The sequence below is a fragment of the Agromyces agglutinans genome, assembly GCF_009647605.1.
GTDB lineage: Bacteria > Actinomycetota > Actinomycetes > Actinomycetales > Microbacteriaceae > Agromyces > Agromyces agglutinans.
The window spans coordinates 1-348 of the sequence record NZ_WJIF01000024.1 but is presented as its reverse complement, the minus strand read 5'-3'; the positions used below and the strand labels follow the sequence as shown (position 1 = coordinate 348).

Sequence of the window (348 nt, the reverse complement as noted above, 5' to 3'; positions counted from 1 at the left end):
GAGTTGAACCCGCGTCCGAAATTCCTACATCCTCGGTACTACATGCTTAGTCAGTCTTTACATTCGCTTGCCAGCTGCGGACGGACACGCCACTAACAAACTAGCCTGATTAAGTTTTAACGCTTCAACCCCAGGCAGGGCTTCCACGCGATCTCTTTTGGGTTTGACCTCTCTTGATCCCCGTCCTAAGAGCGGAGGCTAGGGAGAGAGGGCTCTAAGCAGGTTATTAAGCTGCTAAAGCGTAGTTTTCGTCGTTTGCGACTATTTTTTGCGGCTTTTTACGAGGCCAACCGCCCCTCGGCATGCACCTTGGGTTTCGCAAATCCCGTCGAATCCAGAATCAGCCCG

The 348-nt window shown here is 52.0% G+C and carries 1 other RNA gene; it reads right to left on the bottom strand.

Features of this window, described 5'->3' with window-relative positions:
• Positions 1-348: a transfer-messenger RNA gene (gene ssrA, locus GE115_RS18265) on the bottom strand; the annotation flags it as partial.